Genomic DNA, 22,022 nt, shown 5'->3' with positions numbered 1-22,022 from the left:
ATTCGCGCATTTTTCGGCCCCTGCATTGGGGGTAAAACCCAGCGATTGTGAGTGCTTAATGGGGGCGAGGCCACTGGTTTATCCTGCCAGGCTAGGTCCGCGTTAGTGCTAACGCTTTGTCTAAATGTGCTCAAAAGGCGCATGACTGAGGAGATTATATGATAGAAGATATTGATGCTCTGGAAACCCGAGAGTGGCGTGATGCCTTGGAATCTGTTGTTCGTCACGGAGGTATGGAGCGAGCTGCATTTCTTCTGAAAAGTCTGTCAGAGGCCGCTGCCGATCACGGTATTGACCAGCCCTCAGCCATTACTACCCCCTACCGCAATACCATCCCCACATCGAAAGAAATTCAAAGCCCGGGCGACTCTTACATTGAGCAGAAAATACGCTCAATCATTCGCTGGAACGCTATTGCCATGGTGGTTCGTGCCAACAAAAACGATGATGAGCTGGGTGGCCATATCGCCTCTTTCTCATCGGCTGCCACCTTGTATGAAGTGGGTTTTAACCACTTTTTCCGCGGTAATGAAAACGGCCCCGGTGATTTGGTGTATTTTCAGGGCCACAGCTCGCCCGGTATGTACGCGCGCTCCTTCGTTGAAGGCCGCCTGAGCGAAGATCAACTTGATAACTTCCGCCGCGAAGTTGACGGCAAAGGTCTGTCGTCTTACCCGCACCCCTGGCTGATGCCAGACTACTGGCAGTTCCCAACTGTATCGATGGGGCTTGGTCCGATCGGCGCTATTTACCAGGCGCACGTTATGCGCTATATGGACGCCCGCGAATTAATTGAGAAAGGCGATCGCAAGATTTGGGCCTTCCTCGGTGACGGTGAGTGTGATGAACCAGAAAGTTTAGGTGCCATTTCGCTGGCTGGCCGTGAAAAACTCGAAAACCTAATTTTCGTTATCAACTGTAACTTGCAGCGCCTCGATGGCCCGGTACGTGGTAACGCCAAGATCGTGCAGGAACTAGAGGGCGTATTCCGCGGTGCCGGCTGGAACGTGATTAAAGTTCTTTGGGGCGGCGGCTGGGACGCATTGCTGGAGAAAGATAAAACCGGCCTGTTGCAAAAGCGCATGGACGAAGTCTGTGACGGCGAAATGCAAAACTACAAAGCCAATGGTGGTGCTTACACGCGTGAGAACTTCTTTGGCAAGTACCCTGAACTGCTTGAACTCGTTAAAGATATGTCGGATGACGAGATTCTACGTCTGGCTCGCGGTGGCCACGATTCTCACAAGGTGTACAACGCATATCATCAGGCGGTAAACACCAAGGGTCAACCAACCGTTATTCTGGCGCAAACCGTGAAAGGTTACGGCATGGGCCCCACCGGTGAAGCGGTAAACAACGCTCACCAGGTGAAAAAATTAGACATGGACGCGCTGAAAACTTTCCGCGACCGTTTCAATATTCCAATCGAAGATAAAGATCTGGAAAGCATTCCATACTACCGTCCGCCAGAAGACAGTGCAGAGATGCAGTATCTGCAGCAGCGTCGCAAAGAACTCAACGGTTACTTGCCTGCGCGTAAGGCCGACTTCGAAGCGCTGGAAATTCCGTCTCTGGAAGCGTTTAAGGCGCAGCTCAAAGGGACCGGAGAGCGCGAAATTTCGACCACGATGGCGTTCGTACGCGTTTTGAATACGCTACTGAAAGACAAGAAGATTGGTGAGCAGGTCGTGCCCATCGTGCCAGACGAAGCGCGTACTTTCGGTATGGAAGGTATGTTCCGTCAGGTGGGTATCTATTCGGCGTTCGGTCAGAAATACACTCCGCAAGATGCCGGTCAAATCATGTTCTATAAAGAAGATGAAAAAGGCCAGATTCTTGAAGAGGGTATTAACGAAGCCGGCGCTATGGCTGCTTGGGTTGCTGCGGCTACTTCATACAGCAACCACGATAAGCCGCTGCTGCCTTTCTACATTTACTATTCAATGTTTGGCTTCCAGCGTATTGGTGATTTGGCCTGGTTGGCCGGCGATGCGCAAGCTCGCGGCTTTATGCTTGGTGGTACCGCCGGTCGCACAACGTTGAACGGCGAAGGTTTGCAGCATCAGGATGGCCACAGCCACATTATGGCGAACACCATCCCTAACTGTCGCAGCTACGATCCGACTTACTCTTACGAAGTGGCGGTATTGGTTCAGGACGGCCTGAAGCGCATGTATCAGGACAAAGAGAATTGTTACTACTACATCACCTTGATGAACGAGAATTACGTGCATCCGGATATGCCGGAAGGTGCCGAGGAAGGCATCATTAAGGGTATCTACAAGCTTGAGAAGGGTACCAGTAAGAAGAAAAATCGAGTGCAGCTCTTGGGCTCGGGGACTATTCTTAACGAAGTGCGCGCTGCGGCAGAAATTCTGCGCAACGATTTCAGTGTTGAGGCCGATGTATGGAGCGTGACCAGTGTCAACGAGCTGACCCGTGACGGTCAGGCCGCCGAGCGCTGGAACCTGCTGAACCCAACAGCTGAGCCCCGCAAGCCGTACATTACCGAGCAGCTCGAAGGCAGTGAAGGTCCATTTATTATCGCCACGGATTACATGAAGAACTACGCAGAGCAATTGCGTGCGTTTGTACCGGGTGAGTATCGCGTACTGGGTACCGATGGTTTTGGTCGCAGTGATTCACGACAAAAACTACGTCACTTCTTCGAGGTGAGCCGTGAGTTTGTTGTGATCGCAGCGCTTAAGTCGCTGGCCGATCAAGGCAATATCAAAATGGATGTAGTCGCCAAAGCCATTAAGCAGTTTGGTATCGATCCAGAAAAAGCCGATCCATTGACCGTATAGTCGCTACCGCGACCCAGTAGCCGCCATGGTGCGGCTGCAAGATCACTGGATAATTTGCGCCCGGGCCAAAAGCTTGGGCGGACTGAATAAAGTAGCGAGGATTTAAAGTGGCAATTGAATCAGTAAAGGTCCCGGATATTGGTGGCTCTGAGAACGTAGACGTTATCGAAATTTCGGTTGCTGTAGGCGATACCGTCGAGTTGGACGATTCTTTGGTGGTACTGGAAACCGATAAAGCATCGATGGAAGTGCCAAGCACCGTTGCCGGTGTCGTCAAGGCGATTAAAGTAAAAGAGGGCGATAAGGTTTCCGAAGGTGATCTGATTGTTGAGGTGGAAACATCTGCCGCAGATGCGCCGCAGGCGCCAGCACCCGCTGAATCAGCCCCGGCTGCTGAACCGGCGGCCGCCACAGAGCAGCCAATTATTGTGCCAGACTTAGGCGGCTCGGATAATGTCGACGTCATTGAAGTGTGCGTTGCAGCAGGCGACACAGTGGCCGAAGGCGACTCACTTGTTGTGCTAGAAACTGATAAAGCCTCAATGGAAATTCCAGCCCCGGCTGCCGGCACTATTGTCAGCATCGCTTTGAAGGAAGGCGATAAAGTATCGCAGGGCGACACGCTGGGCGTAATGACCAGCGAGTCAGCAGCACCAGCCGCAGTGGCCGAGTCCGCTTCTGCGCCGGCACCAGCTCCAGCCGACGGTGGCGTTGCGATACAGGACGTACCGGTTCCTGATATTGGCGGTGCTGAAGGCGTAGATGTTATTGAGCTGTCCGTTGCAGAAGGCGATGAGGTTGGTGAAGGTGATACCTTGATTGTTCTTGAGACTGACAAGGCTTCAATGGAAATTCCAGCTCCCGCGGCCGGCAAAGTTGTGAAACTAGCCATTAAAGAAGGCGATAAAGTTTCTCAGGGTGACTTGATTTGTCAGCTGGAAGGTTCAGCTCCGGCCCCGGCGGCATCGGCACCAAAATCCGAAGCCGCTCCGGCAGTATCTGCTCCGGCGGCTCCTGCTAAAACCACATCCGCGGGCTCACCTGTGACGGCAGATAACGAAGCCGTTGCCAACAATAGTGCCGATGTATATGCCGGACCTTCGGTTCGCAAGTTGGCGCGTCAGTTGGGTGCTGATTTGAGCAAGGTTAAAGGCACAGGGCCGCGTTCGCGAATTACCAAAGATGATTTGCGTAATTATGTGAAAAATATTGTTACGACAACGCAATCTGGTGGCGGTGTTGCAACAGGCGGTAGTGGTATACCTGCAATCCCGGCGGTCGATTTTGCCAAATTTGGTGAAATTGACACCGTGAAAATGAGCAAAATCAAAAAGCTTACCGCGGACAACATGGTTCGTAATTGGCTGAACATTCCACACGTTACACAATGGGATGATGCAGACATTACCGAGCTGGAAGCTTTCCGCAAAGGTCTGAAGGCTGAAGCTGAGAAGCGCGGAAGCAAGTTAACACCATTGCCATTTCTGTTGAAGGCTGCTGCTGCGGCATTAGTTGCTGAGCCAAGCTTTAATGTGTCCATACACCACGATGGTGAGCATATTGTCCAGAAGAAGTATGTGCACATTGGTGTTGCAGTGGATACGCCAAATGGCTTGATGGTGCCAGTGATTCGCGATGTCGATAAGAAAGGTTTGTGGGAGTTGGCCGATGATTTCACCGCTTTGGTGAAAAAGGCGCGTGATGGAAAATTAACCGCTGCCGATATGCAGGGCGGTTGCTTTACTATCTCTAGCTTGGGCGCTATGGGTGGCAACGGCTTTACGCCTATTGTTAATGCTCCTGAAGTGGCTATTCTGGGGGTTTCTAAAGCGCAAATGAAACCTGTATGGAACGGTAAAGAATTTGAGCCGCGCAATATGTTGCCGCTGGCTCTGTCTTATGATCACCGTGCCATTAACGGTGCTGACGCCGGTCGCTTCTTTACTTATCTGACGGCCGTTATCGCTGACGTGCGTCGTCTACTGCTGTAATAGCCAGAGCGTCAAAAAAGAGAAGCCCAGCGTGGACTTGTCCCGCTGGGCTTTTTTGTTGCGTGCGACTTGATTGTTGTCGGGTATATGATGAGAGATCAAGTTTTGGTTCTGCCTGTTTTTGTTTTCGATTATTTTCGCAGTCGTTTGTACAAATTAAAGGACTTTCGGTCTGCGGGGATCTTTAATTTGGCTTGCTATTGACAGGCTCCAAAGGTTAACCGTCGCAATTGGGCTCTCGCTCCTTACTGAAGATTTTCGCCTGAGCTGTTCGATTACTTCAGCCGACTAGTGAATAGCGACTGTTTGCTCGGGAGTTTTCCATTTAAATTTGTATCACTACATCGAGGTGATTGTGGTCAAGGCATTGTTACAGCCGGTAGCTCTGGGTATTTACTTTCTAACGTTTGCCACGGGTGTTGTGGGTGCATTGCTGCTGCCAACCTTAAGTATTTTTTTTGCTGAAGAGGTTGGTGTTAGTCCGTTTTGGGTAGGCGTTCCCTATGCTGGCATTGCTGTTGGCAGCATTATTTATAATCACCTAATTGGAGAGTGGTCCGACTCTTTGCGTGATCGGCGCGCCTTAGTGGTTGGGTTATGTGCTGTTGGCATTGTTGGAGCACTGGTGTTTGCGTACTCTCGCCACTACTGGTTAACCTCATTGTCGGCCATTTTTTTGTTGAGTCTGGCGATGGTGTCGTTTTCACAAATTTTGGCCTACAGTCTTGAGTACGCTGAAAGTCATCTGCCGCTTGAACGTATTGCGCTTTTCAATGCCGCTGTACGAGCGCAAATTGCCTTTGCCTGGGTTGCGGGCCCACCGGCTGGGTTTTTGATTGTCAGCCACTTTGGTTTCACTCGCTTATATCTGGTCGCGGCGGGTTTATTTGCCGCAGTCGCTGTTATTAGTCCGAAGTTGCTGCCTGCCTTGAAGTTAGATCCATTGCAGACAGAACAACCGAAAACCAAAGTTCGCTTGCTCACAGGGCTTGATCGCAAGGCGCGAGTGTCGCTGCTGTATTGCAGTTTAGCCTTCTCGGTTTTTTGGTGTGTAAACAATGCTTACCTGATAAGTCTGCCTCTGCATTTAACACGTAATTTGGGTATAGAGACTGGTTGGATTGGTTGGATAATGGGGGCGGCGGCCGGGCTCGAAGTGCCTGTTATGTTGCTAGCAGGAGTGCTGGCAAGTCGAATCAATCCGCTGGTTTTGGTTCGCGCCAGTGGTATTGCTGCTTTAATTTTGTATGTTGGGGTTTATTTCGCCACTTCTTTGTGGCAACTATTTGCGCTGCAGTTTGCAAACGCCATTTTTATCGGAGTTTTAGCGGGCATTGGGGTGTCTGTAGTGCAGACAATGCTGCCGGGGCGGGCGGGTAGTGCGTCGGCACTTTATACCAATACCACCCATGTGGGCACCTTGTTGAGTAGTGCGTTGGTTGGTGGGGTGGCGGAGCTTTTTGGATATCAAAGTGTGTTTGTGGCGAATATATTTTTGGTCGTATTGGCTTTGTTGCTGTTTGCTGCGGTGACTACTGAGCGTTAAGTATCGAGTAATTTTTTAATTTGCTCATCACTCATAGCGGCGAGCTTTAAGCGTAAAGTATCCTCTATGTCGGGCATTACACTGTCTATCAACTCGTTTACCAGTTGACCGCGCGTGTATTCGCGAGGTTGGATGGTATCCTGTAACGCAAAGTCGCCTGCCCGATTGCCGCGCAAACGCGCGCGGATATGCTGTGGAAGAAAGGGATTCTCGCCGGTGGCTTTAGCGCTTGATTTAACCGCTTCTGCCGCCTCCTCGTTATGCTTGCTTGTTTCACTAATATTATCTGCATCGGAGGCGCTGTCAGTGTCATCCGTACTCGGCGCGACCGCGGGCGTTGCAGTTTTAATTTCATTCTCGTCAATAGCGGGGGGGCTATCATCGGTCGGTGCGGTGTTACGGCCGTTGTTCAGATCAGTATCGGAATTTTCTGGGGCCTGTTGGGATGCCTCACTGGTGCTGGCGTCCGATAGCGGATTAAACAGCGCCTGCTGACCTGGTAACGGCAGCGTAGAGGAGGCTGCTGTTTGTTCATTGGCAAGCTCACTGACTTGAACAGTGAAACTTTCGCTTTGTTCGTTTGGTGTGGTAGGACCTCCTAAATCAAGCTCGAGGTTTTCTTCCTCGCTCGGTCTGTCAAATGACGTTTGCAAAAAATTTGCTGTGCCTTCAGGTTGAGTCGTGCTGTTGTCAGAATTTGATTGCAGGTCGGCAAGTGTGTTTTCCCTTTGCGCAAATTCTTGTTTTAGGTCGTCGTAGGCACTGCGTAAACTTTGGTACTCGTCAACACTTAGGGGGCGGTCATTCATACTATTATGTATGTCACTGCTTGCAGGCTCTAACTTTTCTATTACCTCGCTCAGCATTGGAATATCATCGTCATCGAGTAAACCCTGAATAGATTCCAGCTCCTGCAGTAACTCAGTTTTGGTTTTTTCCCGATCTTTGGTCATTGCGAATACCTGTAGCGTTTACCTATGACAAGTGCTGCTGAAAATTTACAGAGTGTGATGGTGAACCGGATAACCTCGCTCTTTGAAAAACGCCCAATGATGACGCGTACTGCCTAACGTGGCTTCATCCTGGGTTACGATTTCGATCAGCCGTTGATATTGACTGAAGTTCTCCGGTAGCTCATGCCCAAGACATAGCAAAAGGTCGTGTTGCTGGCTTAAATTTTTACAATCCAGAATAATGGGCTCAGCGCAGTCCTCTTGGTCGCTTGACCGGAAAGGCAAAAAGGACTCTGGACGATGATTGAGCAAAGCGTGCTCTAGCGCAGATTGCTGCTCGTCGGAGTTAAGGGCAACCACCACCTGATGGCCGCCTTTGATTGCTTTGTCGAGCAAGCGGCAAGCGAGGGGGTAGCGAGCCTGAGGCTCGCTTGCTTGTAGTACGTAAAAATCGATGCGGGTCATCTGTATGAAAGCGCTAACGTGTCAGGTATTCCAGTAACAGGCTAACCGGGCGACCTGTCGCTCCTTTAGCTCCGCCAGATTTCCATGCGGTACCTGCTATATCCAGGTGAGCCCACTTACAACCTTTAACAAAGCGGGACAGGTAACATGCGGCGGTTACGCTTCCGGCTTCGCGACCACCAATATTCGCCATATCTGCAAAGTTGCTGTCTAGCTGTTTTTGATACTCGTCCCACAAAGGCATATGCCAAGCTCTATCGTCAGCCGCTTTACCCGCATCCAAAAGAGCTTCAGCGAGCTCTTCATCGTTGCTGTATAAACCGTGGGCATGACTGCCTAAAGCGATTACGCATGCCCCGGTTAAGGTGGCGACATCGACAATTGAACTTGGCTTATAGCGTTGTACGTAGGTGAGGGCATCGCACAATACCAGTCGGCCTTCGGCGTCTGTATTGAGGATTTCAACGGTTTGGCCAGACATGGTGGTGACGATATCGCCAGGTTTGGTGGCTTTACCCGAGGGCATGTTCTCTGCCGCGGCAATAACGGCCACCACGTTGATTTTCGGTTTAATTTCGAGCAGAGCTTTAAATGTACCCAGCACACTGGCGGCGCCACACATATCAAACTTCATTTCGTCCATGCCTGCGCCGGGCTTAATACTAATACCGCCGGTATCAAATGTAATACCTTTTCCCACTAACGCCGCAGGAGCCTGGCTTTTGGCGGCCCCCCGGTACTCCAGTATGATCATGTGGCCGGGTTCTTCGCTACCTGCAGATACCGAGAGGAACGCACCCATTCCCAGCTCCTTCATCTGTTTCTCTGATAGCACTTTGACGGATGAATCCTGGCGCCCTCGTACCATTGCGCGTGCTTGCTTGGCGAGATAGCTTGGCGTGCATACGTTGCCTGGAAGGTTGCTGAGTTCGCGGGCGTAGTTAATGCCGAGCGCCAGAGCAAGGCCTTCCTTGGCGCCCGAGTTGAGCGCCGTGGTGAGTTTTTTATCGCTCAGCAGGGTAATTTTTTGCAGCGCTGGCTTGTGCGGTTTCTCACTTTTAAACTGGGAAAATTGCCAGAGGCTGGTCTGTACAGATTTTGCAATCTGCTTACTGACAGATTTAGTGCCCGTATTGTGTACAGTGACGCCTGTCAGGTCGATTCCGATGTGACGATACGACTTGCCGAGCGCAGGTAGTTGTCGAATGGCAGACTTAAAGCTGTCGCAGCTGATCTCACCTTTGTCTGATTTGCCCATACCCAGCAGAACCAATCGGGTGGCCGCTTGTCCGACACTTTGGACTAAGGTGAGGGTGGCACCTGCGCTGCCGGTGAAATTTTCCTGACTGAGGATTGTTGCGAGGGCGCCCTTACCAGCGGTATTAATAGCTTTGGCGGCAGAAGACAACTGCCTACCCTCAAATACGCCAACAACGATTGCGTCGGCTTTGAGTTTGACGGCCTCACTGGATTTGGCTTGAATTTGCATAATAATCCTCAGCGTTCAATTAATGTTACGGTAGCGGTATGGTCGATTATGTAAGCGGCGAGACAAAATCACCGCATTGCGGGATAATACCGCGCACAGTTACAGTCTCAGTAGAGTTTACCACGCTCGCTACGCAGGCCAAACCGCTTCTGGTGTCACAGCCTGAGACACGATATTTGAGGTGTTCATAGTTTGATCATATACCGTTATCTCGCACGGGAAATCCTCCTGACAATGGTGGCGGTCAGCGGTACTTTGCTGCTGATTATCATGAGCGGCCGGTTTGTAAAATATCTGGCCGAAGCCGCGACTGGCAAACTCGCCGTCGATGTGCTCTTCGCGATTATGTTTTATCGCCTGCCTGGCTTTTTGGAGTTGGTGATTCCGCTGGGTTTCCTTATTGCTATTTTGCTTGCCTACGGGCGTATGTACATGGACAGTGAGATGGTGGTGCTTTCGGCCTGTGGCATGAGTCCCACACGCTTAATTGCTATGACGATGGTACCCGCAGCGGTGGTAGCGGTCTTGGTCGGCAGTATGAGCCTGTGGGTGAGCCCGTGGGGGGCTGCCAAGACCGAGCAGCTGTTCGCCGAGCAACGTTCTCGCAATGAATTTACTATGCTGCGGCCAGGTCATTTTCAGCGTATTGGAGATACCAGTTTCGCCTATGTGCAAAATGTTAGTGCCGATCGACGGCAACTGAATAAGCTATTTTTAGCCCAGTTGGGCCCCGGCGGCTCGACAGTTGCGGTGGCAGAAAGTGGTAAACAGATTAATCACCCTCAATACAACCAACGTTATCTTGAATTGCACAATGGTGTTCGCTATCAAGGCCGTCCTGGCTCGGCTGAATTCCAAATCACGGAGTTTGCGCGACTGGGCCAGCACCTCCCTGAACCTGAAGTGTCGGCGGCGCAGCCCAATGCGGCCGATGCCAAGACGACTTTGTCGCTATTTGCAGCAGCCGGCCTGGAGAGTAGAGCCGCACTGCAGTGGCGTATATCGATGCCAATCATGGTGCTGGTGGTCGCGTTAATTGCAGTGCCGCTGAGTCGGACAAACCCACGCCAGGGGCGGTATTTAAAAATGTTGCCGGCCATTATTTTATATTTAGTGTATGTGGCGGCATTGAGCTCCGTGCGCAGCTCCATTGAGGGCGGTGAATTTCCGCTAATGCCCGGATTGTGGCTGGTCCACAGTTTGTTCTTGCTGATCGCAGCGGTTGTCTTTTGGGGCCCAGAGCGACTGCTGAGAAAATTAAATCGGAGCGGGCAATGACTAAACTCAGGTTCTACATTGCCAAACACGTCTTTTTTTCCATATTAGCCGTGCTGGTTTTAGTGTTGTGTCTCGATTTTATCGGCCAGGTAATGGATCAGCTCAACAGCTTGCGAGCCAACTACACTTTCTATGAAATGTTGGTGTACATACTCTGGCGTCTCCCCACCAGCGTCTATCAGTATTTGCCCTATGCCGTTCTGGTTGGCTGTCTCATTGGGTTGGGGGCGTTAGCCAGCTCCAGTGAATTGGTGATAGTGCGTGCCGCAGGGGTATCGGTCGCCCGCATTGTTTGGATTGTATTGCAGCCGGTGCTGTTGTTTATTGTCTGTGCTATTGCTTTGGGCGAGTATGTTATTCCGTACGCCGATCAGGTTGCCGAAAGCCGTCGCTCGCTGGCTTTGGGGTATACCGTTGAGGATCAGTCGAAGCGCGGAGTATGGCACCGCGAAGGCAATCAGTATTTTTACTTCAACGTCGTGCAGCCAGACGGACAATTGTTTGGCTTTCGCCGCTATACATTCAATGACAAGGGTGAGCTCACTCAGGCGAGTTTCACGCGTAAAGCAAGCTTTAATGGCGAGTATTGGCTGGAGGAGGGGGTTTCCGTTACCGAATTCACTGCAACGGGTACCACTGCAGAGAAACTGCCAGAAAGGCGCTGGGAAACAGAGTTGACCCCTGCGTTGCTCAATATTGTTGCCGTCGCTCCGGAAACTTTGTCCATCGCCAGTTTGCATCAGTACGTGGAATATTTAACGGAGCAAAACTTGTATGCCAGTGAGTACAAATTAGCCTTTTGGCAAAAAGTTTTTCAGCCTGTAGCAACCGCCAGTTTGGTTCTTATCGCGATTTCCTTTGTGTTTGGGCCTTTGCGAGAGGTCAGTATGGGGCAGCGAATATTCACTGGGGTGGTGTTTGGCATCGGCTTTAGGCTGCTACAGAGTTTGCTGGGACCATCCAGTATTGTATTTGGCTTTGCACCGTTGATTGCGGTGATAGTTCCGATTGCTGTGTGCGCTGGGTTGGGTGTCTATCTATTGAAACGCTCAGGTTAATACGCGCTAAAAGCGGCATACAATGGCGTTACTTTTCTTTCGGTCGCTGCCATACTCGTGTGCCACTCAATCTATCGTGTAAGGTTAAACGATCTTTGTCGAACCATAGCCAGAAGTAGCCTAGCCCGCATGTGGCTAGGGATAAGCAAGCACATAGGCATCGGAGTAACCCGCGACTAAAACTTGGAAATTTGCCTTCGGTATCGGTAACCTGCAGACGCCAGGCTCTCATTCCCAGTGTCTGGCCGAACTTACTCCAAAACAAGCCGTAGAAGGCCATCAGCACCAGTACCCACCCAACAAAGCCTGCAGGGCCAAGGCTGGCTTTTTCACCCTCTTGCAGCACTTCTCCCAGTACAATTACTTTTATCGTCAACGCAAGTGCGCCATAGGCGATACTGATGGCAAGTAAAAGCAAGCTATCGTAAACCATAGCGGAGAAGCGTTTAAGCACGCCAGCGCTAACTGGGGTTGAATTTGGCAGAGTGTGATTGTCGGGCATAGGGTAGCAACGCAAAGGGCTTATCGATCGTTAGTTTTCTATAGCAAAGTTAATTTGATAACCGCCTGGGCGGTCAGGTCGTTGGCCGAGGGTGATTATGCCAGAACCGGTGAGAGGTGTCTCTTCCCGGCGAATATAGACTGGGTCATTTTCCGGTGTACTGATGTATGTGCCGTTGGTGCTGTGGTCTATGAGGACGAATTTGCCTCGACGATAAAGTAGTTCGCAGTGTTCACGCGACACTTTGGTGTTGTCGGCGTGCCACTTTACCCGGCTTTCATCCCGCCCGAAGGTAATGGGTAGCTCGGCAATATTAAAGGTCTTAGAGTCTTCTGCGTGGGATAGCTCAATGGCAAGCCCCGTTTTTACATCGGCGTAACTTAACACATCCATAACGGCTGTGGCGTTGTGTGGTTGCGTAGTCGTTTCCCAGTGCAAACGAAAAACAGTGCTTGTTTGTTCGGCACCTTTAAGCCGAACCCGATCAAAGGCCTCACATTGATGGGCCAAAAAGTCAGGTAGTTGTTGTTTAAGGGCTTCGGTGATAACCACCTGGCTGCCTCGGGCAATATGGGAAACATCTGCAGCATCGTTAACCACTTGGCCAAAAACATCGCCGCTACTGTCCATAAGTGTGTCACCAAAGGCTATGCCGATTCTGAGAGAAAGGTTACTGCTGATGTGAGCTTTTCGTTGCAGCTCGATAGCAGCCTGGCAAGCTGTTTCTGGGGTTGTAAAGCGTGCCATTATTTCGTCGCCCAGCGTTTTAATGACCACACCTTGATGGGTTTCGATGACGGCCCGGGTGGCGTCCAATGTAGAGTCGATCTGATTTTTTGCTTGGGTGTTGCCTTGTTCTTTGTACAGGCGACTACTACCGGATACGTCGGCAAACATCACAGTTTGTGTGGTACGTTTTGCGGTCATCGATGGTGTCCCTGTTGAATTGCCTGTTACCTTAGCTGTTCAGTATAACATCAGAAAATGGTGGCCGAATTTAGGGATTTAAGTGCCAGTGTCCGCGAATGGTGATCAGGCGGTTAGGATTAATTTCCGTGTAGATGATCGAGCTGTCGCGGGTTCCCTGTAGAATCGAAAGTCTTCGGCTGCCCAAATGTTGCCAAAAATAACGAGCGACTTGTACCGCCGCCGAGCCCGTAGCCGAGTCTTCGGTGATGCCGTATTGCGGCGCAAAGTATCGCATTTGTAGAGAGGGAGGGCTGCCCGCAAGAAGAATAAGGGCGCGCTGGCTCAGTAAGGTTAATGCGCGCGCGCGCAATCGCACGGCGTTGATGTCAGAGTAAGTCTCTAGGTGAGCTAGACAATACTCTCGTTGGCTGCCGATGAAAGTGCAGGCTTGCAGCGGCTCAGAACAAAGATGGCTCCACAGTAAATGCTGCTTAGTGGGCCGCTGATGCAACGGGCGCTCTTTGTAGTAAGGGCCTTGTCGGTCAAAGCCGATCAGGATGCTGCCGCTGTCACTGAGTACTCTGCGCTCATAATAATGTGCGCTGGCAAGATACAATGCCGCGGCCAGTGCCAAGCTGCCAGAGCCGCAGCGCCTGACAAGCTGACCGTTATCAAAATGCCGAACCTGCAATTGGCTTGCTTCTTGACGGGCAAGTACCCATTTTCCTGGCTTGTCCCAGTTTCGCGGTAAGGCGTTTTGACTAAAAGCAACCCGATGACGATTGCCGCCTAGGTTTAGCTCGCTACCGAATACCTGCAGTTCAATACTGTCAGTGAACATATTGTAGTAAGTAAACGGCGAACAACTCGTCGCTGTCCAACCATAAATGCTGCTTGCTCCAGCCTGACTCTTGTGCCAAGCTGGTGAATTCATCCGGTGAGTATTTATAAGAATTTTCCGTGTGAATGCTTTCGCCACGATGAAATTCGAAATTATGCCCGGCAATTTTAATGGTTTGCTCTTTAAGGCTTCGTAGGTGCATTTCTATTCGCCCTTCGGGCTCGTTGTAAAACGCGTGGTGTGCGAAGTGTATAGGGTTAAAATTTCCATCCAGCTCGCGATTGATTCTTTCCAGTACATTTTTGTTGAACTTGGCAGTAATGCCTTTGTTGTCGTTGTAGGCTTGCCGTAATATGGGTTCGGGTTTTTTCGTATCCACGCCAATTAACAAATAGCTGTTAGTGCCCAATGTGGCCCCGGCATTGTGGAGGAATTCACTTGCTTCGCCTGGATTAAAGTTTCCTATAGTGGATCCGGGGAAAAATCCTAGGCGTGTGCGATCGCTGGTGTGAATAGTTAGTGGCTTGGTGAAGTCATGGACACAGGGGTGAATGCTGAGCTCGCGATATTGAGATTCTAGCAATCGGCATGAATTTATTAAATGCTCCTCGCTTATGTCAATGGCCGTGAAACTGCGAACATTTCCCAGTGAAGTTAACAGTGCACCAACTTTACGCAACGAGCCCGCTCCAAACTCTACAATTTCCAGTCCCTGTGGGGCTAGACCGGCGAAGTGGTTGCCTAAGTCTCGCGCTACATCGCGCAGCATGGTTAGCTCGGTGCGGTAGGGGTAATATTCGCTGAGCTCGCAAATTTCATCAAAGTACTCCGAGCCTTTTTGGTCATAGAAATACTTTGGTGGCAACTGCTTTTGCGTTTGACTGAGGCCATAGAGAACATCGGCCAAAAACTCATCGTCCTGGGGGCGGTCAAGGTTTTGTACAGCAGCTTTGTGCATAACGATTTCCCTAAAGGTTCTGTATGAATGGTCAAGTGTTAGTGGCGGGTCGAACGCCACTGAACTGCCAGCGCTGATGTGGGTAGAAGAAGTTGCGGTAGCTATGGCGCAGTTGCGCCCTGGGGGTTGCACACGAGCCCCCTTTAAGAACAAACTGATTAGCCATAAATTTGCCGTTGTACTCGCCCAGAGCACCTTGCTCAGCGCGAAATCCCGGGTAGGGGGCGAAGGCGCTAGCAGTCCACTCCCACACGCTGCCGTGCATCGCCTGTAGACCTGTCGCTACCGGGACACTTGTCGGCTGCCAGTGACCGCTGTCGGCCAACTGCCCCTCAATATTTGGGCTCATGGTGCGGGCTGCGTGTTCCCATTCAACTTCGGTTGGCAAGCGATAGCTTGCCCAACGACAAAACGCGTCAGCCTCGTAGAAACTGATATGACATACCGGTGCATTGGGGTCTAGGGTTTGCCAGCCGCTTAATGTGAACTCCTGCCATTGATCGTCGTGCTTACGCCAATACAGAGGGGCCTGCCATTGTTCTGTTTGCGCATGATCCCAGCCGTCACTTAACCAAGGGCCCGGTGTTCGATAGCCGCGATCCTCGATAAAGGCTAGCCACTCAGCGTTAGTTATAGGTTGAGTTCGCAAGGAGAAAGCGTTGATGTACGCTTTATGCTCAGGTGCTTCACAGTCGTATCGAAAAGACTCATTGGATGCGCCAATCGTTGTGAGTGTCTCGCTAAACTCCGCAAATTTACTGTCGAGCGGTTGGTGTTTTATGGGTGTGGTATGCAGGTGTTGCGCAAAAGCGAACGTATTTTGGAACAGTGCGTGCTTGATGTCGGTTAAGAACAGCTCTTGGTGTTGCATTTCATGGTGCAGCCCGGTCACTACCAGTGTTGCGTACTCAGCTATTGTGTCGTTTGCCAGTAAACGGCCAACGTGTTGATCGACATGTGCGCGGTACTCAAGGATTTGACTGAGGTCGGGCCGCGAAAGTATGCCGCGCCGGGGCCTAGGGTGGCGATTACCAACAGCGTTGTAGTAAGAGTTAAATAGATAGCTAAACTGACGGTTAAATACGGGGTATTCAGGCGCCCAGGGTTTGAGTATGAATTCTTCGAAGAACCAGGTCGTATGTGCCAGGTGCCATTTACCGGGGCTCGCATCCGGCATGGACTGTAGCATCAAATCCTCCGCGCTCAGCCCCTTGGTTAAGGCTAACGTGCGGGCGCGCACCGCCTGATAATTCCTTAACAGCTGACCATTATCGGTCGCTGTGCTGTCACGTAACATCCCGGCTCCCCCAGTAGGCGTGAAAAGTCAGCATAGGCTACAATCGTGCCGATTGAAAGTTAAGGCGGAATGACAGGGAAACTTATACGGCAGGCATAAAAAAAGCCCCTTAAGGGCTTTTTTTAGGTGTTGATGGTACCAGAGGCCGGACTCGAACCGGCACGCTTTTAAGGGCGGGGGATTTTGAATCCCCTGTGTCTACCAATTTCACCACTCTGGCAAAGTGGGCGTGATTATATCAGCGAGTTTTGCGCCGTCAACCAGCAATTTGCACAATACTGGCAACTAAGCGGCTTTTGAGCTAATCTTGCGCGCCTCAATCAAACCAACCGCACATTTATTATGCAGCGCCAGCAGTTTCACTACTCTTTACCCGATCAATTGATCGCCAATCACCCAACAGCACAGCGCAGAGGCAGTCGGATGCTGTGTCTCAACGGCAATGACGGGGAGCTCAAAGATGAGACTTTTGCCGATTTACTGCGCTTGGTAAAGCCTGGTGATTTGATGATATTTAACGATACACGTGTCATTCCGGCGCGTTTATTTGGCAAAAAGGAAACCGGCGGGCAGGTCGAAATATTAGTAGAACGGGTGCTAACGGAGCACCGTGTTTTGGCCCATACCCGATCCAGTCGCTCGCCCAGGCCCGGCAGCAATTTAGTACTGGATGATGGCAGTCTCGTTGCGGTGACCGGCCGGGAAGGGGCGCTGTTTGTGTTGGAGTTCGCCGAGCCTGTTTTGCCATTGCTTGATCGTGTAGGCCACATGCCTCTGCCACCGTATATTGAGCGCGCCGATGAAGAGCAAGATAAGGAGCGCTACCAAACGGTTTACGGCAATAGAGCGGGTGCTGTTGCGGCCCCTACGGCCGGCTTACACTTTGACGAGGCTATGCTCAAAGATCTAGAGGCCGCTGGCGTGGATCAAGCGTTTGTTACCCTGCACGTAGGTGCGGGAACGTTCCAGCCCGTCAAAGTCGACGATATACAAGACCACGCAATGCACACCGAGGTGGTAGAGGTAGGCGATGAGGTTTGCCAAAAGGTTGCGGCGGCCAGAGCCCGGGGCGGTCGTGTCATAGCTGTGGGGACGACCTCTGTACGCAGTCTCGAATCTGCGGCTCGTGCCCATGGTGGGCAATTGGCGCCGTATCAGGGGGAGACTGACATTTTTATCTATCCGGGTTACCGTTTTAAGGTCATTGACTGTTTGATCACCAATTTCCATTTGCCAGAGTCGACGCTGCTTATGCTGGTGTCAGCATTTGCAGGTTACCGCAATACAATGCGGGCTTATCGGCACGCGGTTGAGCAACAATACCGTTTTTTCAGCTACGGCGATGCAATGTTTATACAGCGCAGTGACACACCTGATTTGCCGCCGCCACAAGAATAGCCGGTGCCCGAGCACTTAACCCCAGGATCAGAGTAAGAGCGAGCCGATTATGACCCGTCAATGCCATATGAGCTTTTCCTTAAATGCCACCGAAGGGCGTGCCCGCCGCGGTGAGTTAACGTTTCCACGCGGCAAGGTGCAAACCCCCGCTTTTATGCCGGTGGGAACCTACGGGACGGTGAAGGGGATGGCGCCGCGTGAGATTCGCGAAATCGGCGCTGAGATTATTCTCGGCAATACATTTCACCTAATGCTGCGCCCCGGCACGGAGGTGGTTAAGGCCCACGGTGACTTGCATGATTTTATGCAGTGGGATGGCCCGATTTTGACCGATTCCGGCGGTTTCCAGGTGTTTAGCTTAGGTAAGTTGCGCAAGATTACCGAAGCGGGGGTTTCGTTTCGCTCGCCCATAGACGGCAGTAAGGTGTTTATGGATCCTGAGCTTTCTATGCAGGTTCAGGCAGACTTGGGTTCCGATATTGTGATGATATTCGACGAGTGCACACCGTACCCGGCAACCCCGGATGAGGCGCGTCAATCCATGGAACTGTCGCTGCGCTGGGCCAAGCGATCAAAAGACGCTCACGGTGATAATCCCGCAGCACTGTTTGGCATTGTGCAAGGTGGGATGTATGAGCATCTGCGCACCGAGTCTCTGCAAGGGTTGGCCGAAATTGGTTTCGACGGTTACGCCATTGGTGGTTTGTCGGTGGGAGAGCCAAAAGAAGATATGCTGCGAGTGTTAGAGCATATGACGCCGGAGATGCCCGCAGAGCGACCCCGATACCTAATGGGGGTTGGTAAGCCGGCTGATATTGTGGAGGCGGTTAGGCGCGGCGTAGATATGTTTGATTGTGTTATGCCTACCCGCAATGCGCGAAATGGTCACCTGTTTACGGCAGAGGGAGTTATTAAAATTCGCAACGCCAAACATCGACATGACACCGGTCCGTTGGATGCCGAGTGTGATTGTCACACCTGCACCCACTTCAGTCGAAGCTATCTGCACCATCTCGACAAATGTGGGGAAATTCTCGGGGCTCAGTTGAATACAATTCATAACCTGCGCTACTACCAGAATTTAATGAGTCGCCTACGCAGCGCCATAGAGCAGGGAGCAATGGATCAGTTTTTGAGCGACTTTTATGGCAAGCAAGGGCTGGCGGTGCCGCCAGCGCCTTAAGCGCATTCATTGTTGTTACTGGCAGTTTCGGTATAATCCGCCTCCAAGTGAGCCTTGGGACTTGAGAATACGGCAATCAGTCCCATATAGGCTCGAATAGATGAAAATAATTTGCCTGATGCTTGTCTTTTGCTCGTTTCAGTGCCCACGATGGACTTTCGTATGTCAAACCGCTATCCAGCCTGGAAGTATCTGCTGATTGTTGCTGTTGCAATACTTGGCTTTGTTTACGCAGCGCCCAACCTTTATCCACCGGATGATGCTATCCAGATTTCCGGCAGCTCGGGTGATATGTCTATTGGCCAGCCCGTGCTGAGCAAGGCCGAGGCTGCGCTCGATGCGGCCGGGGTTGAATATTTTCAACCCGTTCACAGTGAACGCAGTGCACAATTACGTTTTGCTACGGGTGAAGATCAGCTGCATGGGAAAAAAGTTGTCCAGCAGGCTTTAGGTGGCGATTACATTGTGGCCCTGAATCAAGCTCCGACGACGCCTGAGTGGTTGGCTGGGCTTGGTGGTGAGCCGATGAAGCTCGGCCTCGACTTGCGTGGTGGTGTGCATTTCTTGCTTGAAGTCGATATCGATTCGGCGATCGCCAAGCGTCAGGAAACCAGTGCGGATGAAATGAAAGACAAACTGCGCGATGCGCGTATCCGCTACTCCCGCTTTGAGTTAGATGGCCTGGTTATTCGTGGGGAGTTCCGCGATGAAGAGTTGCGTGATCAGGCAATAAGAGAGCTGCGCCGCGATTTCCGGCAAATGCTGTTCAATACCGACCTGCCCGAAGCTAACGGACGATTCTTGTTTGAAGCGTCGCTTAATGAAACGGCGCAGCGTGAGATTGAGCAGTACGCGCTCAGTCAAAACTTAACCACTTTGCGCAAGCGGGTTAATGAGCTGGGTGTGTCTGAGCCGATTGTTCAAAGCCAGGGGCGCAATCGTATAATTGTTCAATTGCCCGGCGTGCAAGACACCGCTGAGGCAAAGCGGGTTATTGGTAAAACGGCCAATTTGGAGTTTCGCCTGGAGGCTGAGCGCGACGCGCTGGTTTCCACTACGGAGCAATTTGAATATCGCGGCCGCCCCGTGAACCTTGAATCAAAGGTTATTCTGACCGGTGATCATGTAGCTAATGCCAACGCTTCGCTTGATCCGGAAACCAGTCTGCCGCAAGTAAATATTACTTTGGACAGTTTGGGTGGTACCAAAATGAACCACGCCACGCGCTCCAACGTGGGGCGCAGTATGGGCGTGCTCTTTATTGAGTACAAATCCCGTATGCACACCGAAGTTAATGAGCAGGGCGAAGAGGTACAGGTTGCCGAGCAGTACGTAGAAAAGAATCTCATCAACCTAGCCACCGTTCAGGGCGCGTTGGGTGTGCAATTTCGCATTACCGGGCTCGCGTCCCCTACGGTTGCCTCAGAATTAGCTTTGATGTTGCGCTCCGGTGCACTGGCGGCTCCCATGTACTTTGTCGAAGAGCGTACGATTGGGCCGTCGCTTGGGGCTGAAAATATTCAGCTCGGCGTGAAGTCCTTGCAGTGGGGCATGGCACTGGTGCTGCTGTTTATGCTCGTGTACTACAAAGTGTTTGGAATTTTTGCCAATGTCGCGCTGTTTGTGAATGTTTTAATGCTTGTGTCTGTGATGTCACTTATGGGAGCGACACTGACACTGCCAGGTATTGCGGGTATCGTACTGACCGTTGGTATGGCGGTAGACGCCAATGTGTTGATCTTCGCGCGAATACGCGAGGAGCTGAAGGGGGGGGCAAGCCCGCAGGCGGCGATATCAGCGGGTTACGATCGCGCTTACGTCACTATTCTGGATGCCAACGTTACCACCTTGATTGTTGCCGTTATCTTGTACGCCATTGGCTCTGGGCCGGTAAAAGGTTTTGCTGTCACCCTGTCGATCGGTATTTTAACCTCCATGTTTACCGCGATTATGGGCACTCGTGCGTTGACCAATTTGGTCTACGGTCGTCGTAAAAACCTGAACAAAATCTGGATTTAAGGGGCGAGGCCATGTCTTCACAGAAAGTTCTAAATTTTATGGGCGCCCGGATTCCGGCGACAGCCCTCTCGGTCATTTTACTTGTGGTGGCCATTGGCGCTTTGGCTGTAAATGGGCTTAAGTTGGGGCTGGATTTTACCGGCGGCGCTCAGGTTGAGGTGAGTTTCTCGAAGCCTGCGGATATTCCCAGGATTCGGAGTATTCTAAATGAGCAGGGGCTACAGAACCCTGTAGCCGTGCTGTTTGGCTCCGATACCGAAGTGCTGATTCGCACCCAGGGGGCAATGGCCGACGGCGGTGAAAGCGCTTTACGCAAGCGGTTGGCTGAGACCGCGACTGGCACTGAATTGGTGGCCGTAAACCGAGCGCCTCGCGATGTCGGTGGATTTTCCCAAGAGTTGGTTATTGCCGGCTTGCAGGAAAGTGATTTTGATCGGGCTCAGTTGTTACCAGAACATCTTTTCGGCCAGGTTCAGGTGAGCGATTCCGAGCAGGGGTTGCGCGTTTTAATCGAAAACAATCTGGACGCGGCCTACACCCAAGAATTGCTAGAGGTGTTGGCGCAGGATACTTCCAGCGAAGTTGAGTTGCGTAGAAGCGAGTATGTCGGGCCGCAAATCGGCGCCGAGCTGCGTGACGAGGGCGGTATCGGGATGCTGGTGGCTCTGATCGTGGTCATGCTGTATGTGGCGGTTCGCTTTCAGTATAAGTTCTCAGTCGGCGCGGTGCTGGCATTGGTGCACGATGTCATAATAGTGCTGGGATTTTTTGCTCTGTTTCAACTGGATTTCGACTTGACCGTTCTTGCTGCGGTACTTGCCGTGATTGGTTACTCACTCAACGACACAATTGTTGTATTTGACCGGATTCGGGAGAACTTTCGCAAAATGCGCAAAGGTGCTCCGGCTGACATTATCAATGCATCCCTAACTCAAACCCTGGAGCGTACCTTTATTACATCGTTAACCACACTGCTGGTACTGGTTATGCTGTATGTTTTTGGCGGCGAATTGATCAGCGGGTTCGCCTTGGCGCTGATAGTCGGTGTTATTGTTGGTACCTATTCATCTGTGTATGTTTCAGCGAATACTCTGATGTGGCTCAGCGTGGACAAAGAGGATCTGATGCCCCCGGAAAAAGAAGGCGAAGAAGTCGACCAGATGCCTTAATGACCAAGCCCGCCAATCGGCGCAATGCTGTTCACTTAAGAGGAGCAGCATTGCGATCCACCGGATAGCGAGTCTTTGATATCTTAACCGTTCGAGGCGTTGTTGGTCTCGAACGCCTTTCTAAAAACAGGCTGCCGACTCCGGCTCTAAGCTCTGACA

17 protein-coding genes and 1 tRNA gene are annotated in these 22,022 nt (G+C 51.5%); 9 read left to right on the top strand and 9 right to left on the bottom strand.

The window, feature by feature from the left end; genetic code table 11:
- Positions 1-158: 158 nt before the first annotated feature.
- The 3 genes from aceE to QWI17_RS10695 all read left to right on the top strand — a co-directional run bounded on the left by aceE (position 159) and on the right by QWI17_RS10695 (position 6,344).
- On the top strand, positions 159-2,807 hold the full coding sequence (gene aceE / locus QWI17_RS10705) for a pyruvate dehydrogenase (acetyl-transferring), homodimeric type (protein ID WP_302722497.1): 2,649 nt from the start codon (positions 159-161) through the stop codon (positions 2,805-2,807).
- Positions 2,808-2,914: 107 nt separating this feature from the next.
- On the top strand, positions 2,915-4,798 hold the full coding sequence (gene aceF, locus QWI17_RS10700) for a pyruvate dehydrogenase complex dihydrolipoyllysine-residue acetyltransferase (RefSeq protein ID WP_302722496.1): 1,884 nt from the start codon (positions 2,915-2,917) through the stop codon (positions 4,796-4,798).
- 331 nt (positions 4,799-5,129) lie between these two features.
- Positions 5,130-6,344, top strand: coding sequence for a sugar efflux transporter (locus QWI17_RS10695; protein ID WP_302722495.1), 1,215 nt, complete (start codon positions 5,130-5,132; stop codon positions 6,342-6,344).
- Here QWI17_RS10695 and QWI17_RS10690 read toward each other — a convergent pair.
- The 3 genes from QWI17_RS10690 to QWI17_RS10680 are packed head-to-tail and all read right to left on the bottom strand — an operon-like array spanning position 6,341 to position 9,251.
- Entirely contained in the window at positions 6,341-7,297 is a 957-nt protein-coding gene (locus tag QWI17_RS10690) for a RodZ family helix-turn-helix domain-containing protein (RefSeq protein ID WP_302722494.1), read from the bottom strand. The genes QWI17_RS10695 and QWI17_RS10690 overlap by 4 nt on opposite strands.
- Positions 7,298-7,342: 45 nt before the next feature.
- Positions 7,343-7,762, bottom strand: a complete 420-nt coding sequence (locus QWI17_RS10685) for a DNA polymerase III subunit chi (RefSeq protein WP_302722493.1) — start codon at positions 7,760-7,762, stop codon at positions 7,343-7,345.
- Positions 7,763-7,775: 13 nt separating this feature from the next.
- Positions 7,776-9,251 carry a leucyl aminopeptidase gene (locus QWI17_RS10680; RefSeq protein WP_302722492.1) on the bottom strand — a complete coding sequence of 492 codons (1,476 nt, stop codon included), beginning with the start codon at positions 9,249-9,251 and terminating at the stop codon, positions 7,776-7,778.
- A 192-nt stretch (positions 9,252-9,443) separates the two neighbouring features.
- Here QWI17_RS10680 and lptF point away from each other — a divergent pair, with 192 nt between their 5' ends.
- Positions 9,444-10,529 carry an LPS export ABC transporter permease LptF gene (lptF, locus tag QWI17_RS10675; RefSeq protein WP_302722491.1) on the top strand — a complete coding sequence of 362 codons (1,086 nt, stop codon included), beginning with the start codon at positions 9,444-9,446 and terminating at the stop codon, positions 10,527-10,529.
- The gene (gene lptG, locus QWI17_RS10670; protein WP_302722490.1) at positions 10,526-11,587 is read left to right on the top strand and encodes an LPS export ABC transporter permease LptG; all 1,062 of its coding nucleotides are present in this window, start codon (positions 10,526-10,528) and stop codon (positions 11,585-11,587) included. The genes lptF and lptG overlap by 4 nt, the downstream gene beginning before the upstream one ends.
- Positions 11,588-11,615: 28 nt before the next feature.
- Here the strand turns inward: lptG and QWI17_RS10665 are convergent, their stop codons facing one another.
- From QWI17_RS10665 to QWI17_RS10640, 6 genes are all read right to left on the bottom strand, one after another.
- Entirely contained in the window at positions 11,616-12,089 is a 474-nt protein-coding gene (locus QWI17_RS10665) for an RDD family protein (protein ID WP_302722489.1), read from the bottom strand.
- A gap of 30 nt (positions 12,090-12,119) precedes the next feature.
- On the bottom strand, positions 12,120-13,016 hold the full coding sequence (locus QWI17_RS10660; protein ID WP_302722488.1) for an adenylate/guanylate cyclase domain-containing protein: 897 nt from the start codon (positions 13,014-13,016) through the stop codon (positions 12,120-12,122).
- 70 nt (positions 13,017-13,086) lie between these two features.
- Complete coding sequence (locus tag QWI17_RS10655) at positions 13,087-13,839, bottom strand: PhzF family phenazine biosynthesis protein (RefSeq protein ID WP_302722487.1); 753 nt, start codon at positions 13,837-13,839, stop codon at positions 13,087-13,089.
- The gene (gene egtD / locus QWI17_RS10650; RefSeq protein ID WP_302722486.1) at positions 13,829-14,797 is read right to left on the bottom strand and encodes an L-histidine N(alpha)-methyltransferase; all 969 of its coding nucleotides are present in this window, start codon (positions 14,795-14,797) and stop codon (positions 13,829-13,831) included. The genes QWI17_RS10655 and egtD overlap by 11 nt, the downstream gene beginning before the upstream one ends.
- Positions 14,798-14,828: 31 nt before the next feature.
- Positions 14,829-16,094: an ergothioneine biosynthesis protein EgtB gene (gene egtB, locus QWI17_RS10645; protein WP_302722485.1), complete on the bottom strand. Its 1,266-nt coding sequence runs from the start codon at positions 16,092-16,094 to the stop codon at positions 14,829-14,831.
- Between the two features lie 133 nt (positions 16,095-16,227).
- Positions 16,228-16,314, bottom strand: a tRNA-Leu gene (locus tag QWI17_RS10640).
- A 122-nt stretch (positions 16,315-16,436) separates the two neighbouring features.
- On the opposite strand from QWI17_RS10640, the gene queA reads away from it, so the two are divergent.
- The 4 genes from queA (at position 16,437) to secF (ending at position 21,863) form a co-directional block, all read left to right on the top strand.
- On the top strand, positions 16,437-17,492 hold the full coding sequence (gene queA / locus QWI17_RS10635; RefSeq protein ID WP_302722484.1) for a tRNA preQ1(34) S-adenosylmethionine ribosyltransferase-isomerase QueA: 1,056 nt from the start codon (positions 16,437-16,439) through the stop codon (positions 17,490-17,492).
- 67 nt (positions 17,493-17,559) lie between these two features.
- On the top strand, positions 17,560-18,675 hold the full coding sequence (gene tgt / locus QWI17_RS10630) for a tRNA guanosine(34) transglycosylase Tgt (RefSeq protein WP_441294590.1): 1,116 nt from the start codon (positions 17,560-17,562) through the stop codon (positions 18,673-18,675).
- Between the two features lie 162 nt (positions 18,676-18,837).
- A complete protein-coding gene (gene secD / locus QWI17_RS10625; protein WP_302722482.1) occupies positions 18,838-20,694 on the top strand; it encodes a protein translocase subunit SecD in 1,857 nt (618 codons plus the stop codon).
- An 11-nt stretch (positions 20,695-20,705) separates the two neighbouring features.
- On the top strand, positions 20,706-21,863 hold the full coding sequence (secF, locus tag QWI17_RS10620; RefSeq protein WP_302722481.1) for a protein translocase subunit SecF: 1,158 nt from the start codon (positions 20,706-20,708) through the stop codon (positions 21,861-21,863).
- Positions 21,864-22,022: the final 159 nt, after the last annotated feature.

The sequence above is a fragment of the Gilvimarinus gilvus genome (assembly GCF_030518155.1).
In the GTDB taxonomy this organism is placed as follows: Bacteria; Pseudomonadota; Gammaproteobacteria; order Pseudomonadales; family Cellvibrionaceae; genus Gilvimarinus; species Gilvimarinus gilvus.
The sequence above is the reverse complement of the archived record's forward strand: the minus strand, read 5'-3'. Positions and strand labels throughout refer to the sequence as shown.